The sequence below is a fragment of the Bartonella sp. AP9QHHD genome, assembly GCF_042195625.1.
Lineage (GTDB): Bacteria > Pseudomonadota > Alphaproteobacteria > Rhizobiales > Rhizobiaceae > Bartonella.
The window spans coordinates 1-2,768 of record NZ_JBHIOP010000053.1; the positions used below are offsets into that span (position 1 = coordinate 1).

General features: G+C 35.3%; 1 protein-coding gene. It reads right to left on the reverse strand.

Features of this window, described 5'->3' with window-relative positions; all coding sequences use genetic code 11:
- Positions 1-88: 88 nt before the first annotated feature.
- Positions 89-2,768: type ISP restriction/modification enzyme (locus ACFIK4_RS04190; RefSeq protein WP_375675097.1), on the reverse strand; the 2,680-nt coding region annotated here is incomplete at its 5' end.

Genomic DNA, 2,768 nt, shown 5'->3' on the forward strand with positions numbered 1-2,768 from the left:
ATAAAAGGGATATAAGAACCTATAGGTATAAAACCTTATACCCCTTATGAGTTTATCATACCCATTATGTGAGCATGCTTTAATAAGCTTATTCAGTTTCTCTTATTTCTAATTTTGGTAAGTTCTTAACAATCTTCATTGTTTTTAAACTTACGGTAATAACCCTTTGAAACAACTCTAATGGATAAGCAGGGTTACCAATGGTTTCAACAGCATAACGATTGGCATCATTCACAATACCACTCTTTTTATCAGTCTTTACACATTGACGCCCCATAACCCATTCAAGAGCGGGTCTACCATTGACGATATACTCATAAGCGTCAAGTGGGATATCTGTCATGATGATATTGCTATTATAAATAACAGTGGTTTTATCCTTTTCTTTACTATCCTTAATTTTTGCGAATTTCATTTCAGTTACATAATAGAATTTTTCGGGATTAGAGATTTCTGTCAGTTTTGGATTACCCTTTTTAAAGGTTACTGGATAAGGCTCTACATCTTCATAATTCACATGCAAATGACCCAGTTCACGTCCTGCTGTTACAAACTTCCAAAAATCACCAGCACTCTTTACACAAGGGATACGAGGCAGTTCTTTAGAGAGGTTATCAGCATAACGAGCACAATAATCTTCCGAATGTAAAAGACCGTAAACATAATAGAATAGATCATCTTTCGTGATAGTTTCATTAGGATAAGCGGCTTTAAAATGGTCTAGACCTTCATCAGTAATGGCATCACACCTTTGTAAATCAGCTGTTTTGTTTTCTTCTATAGAGTTTGTAAATAAAAGGGATTGTTTCTCACTTTTATTGTTACTTTTTAAAGATTCAATATCCTCATAAATATACCTTGGAAAGCATTGACCAGTATCTATTGCATGAAAATTAGGTAGAGTCCTGGTCATTAAGACAGAAAAGCCCACCATTGCTCCTATACCTGTAACTTGTATTACCCTATTTTCATTCATTTGTTCCATAGAGAATACACACGGCATTTTGGAAACTCTATCGTTGAAGGTGCGATTATAATAGAGCCACTGTTTCATAAAAGGGCGATAAAGGCTTTGAATAAAGCACGCTTCTTCAAATTCGAAAATTTTTCCTTTTACCAGTTCCTGCTTAACATTATGGCTCCAACTTATCTTTTTCTCATCTGTATTAACAAAATTATCTACAACCTTTGTACGTGTTTTATGGTCAGTATGTGGATAGGTGTTGTTAAAACGTTCCACTTCACTGTTATAGAAGGCAATCATATTACGCATATTTTTTGCTAAAGCTTCACGGCTAGAGTTGTATGTCCAAGCATCACGATTGGTTTTTAGACCACAAGAATAAATCTCAAAAAGTTTTTTACCATGACTTTTTTTATCACCTTTATCACCTATAGCTAAAAATGCTTTGAAACTGTCATCCCGTTGACCAAGCCAATCCCCATGTTTATCTGGTGTGATTATTTGCCACCCTTGTTTACTCCGTGTAACACCATCAATGCTCCCAAGAGACTCTATTATTGTAAGCTTTTTTTCTCTTGTGAGTGAATTTCCAATGTCATGATAGTAAATTTTACACTCTTCAGAAGCATTGGGGTTTTTGATAAATAGTGTCACAGCAATACCGGTCATACTACCATTGCCAAAAATATTTTCTCCTTCTTGAGCGTTGTTTTTATTCCTCATATTTTTACGAATATCCCCCCGTAAATTAAGCACATAAATACTGCTAAATTCTTTAGCTAAAGATTTTCGTAAACCATCCATAGAATATCCACTGATAAAATTTCCATTTGTGACAAAGCCGATTATTCCAGCATCAGCAATACGGTCACTAGCCCAGCGAATGGCACGAATATAACTATCATAAAGCGCTTGCCTAAGATTTGCTTTAGATTGAGCAGCATACGTGTCACTGATGCGTTTATTTAATATGGGATAGGGAGTATTCTTTGCATTATCATTTTCACTCTTTTGACCTACCGAATAAGGAGGATTGCCAAAGATCACTTCAATATTCAAATTTTTTTGATGCTCTAAATATTCACTGTTTTCCTCTAATAAACCTTTCATCAAATCTTGTTTTTCCAGCATCCGAAACGTATCAGTTAAACCAATATGCTTGAAAGGGATGTAATCTCCTTTCTTCAAACTATGGTAAGTCGATTCAATATTGATCGCTGCTATGTAATAAGCCAGTAAAACAATCTCATTGGCATGGATATCATGACGGAATTTATATTCCATATCCTCTGGTTTTATGAGCTTTGATTGTAAAAGCCTTGTGATAAAGGTACCCGTTCCAGTGAAAGGGTCAAGAATAGAAACACCACGTGACCCCAAGCTTTTTCCAAATTCATTGCGTAAAACATCATCAACAGAATGAATGATAAAATCCACGACCTCAACGGGGGTATAAACAATGCCAAGCCTATCCGTTGTCTTCTTAAAAGCTTTGGTAAAAAAATCTTCGTAAAGTTTGATAATAAGATTTTGTCTTGCCTGTGGTTCGGTAATGCCAGAGGCACGGAATTTTACGCTGTCATAAAACTCTTGTAATTCTTTGGATTCTTCCTCAATATTGGTTTTATCGAGTTCTGTTAAGATTTTTTCCATTGCTTGCGAAATGGCATTATTTTGTACAAATTCATTGCCTTCAAACAAGGCTTCAAACACGGGACGCGTCACAAGATGTTGCGCTAACATCTCAATCGCTTCTTCTTGCTTTATCTCACTGTTTAAGTTGTTTTTTAATTCTTTATAAAAC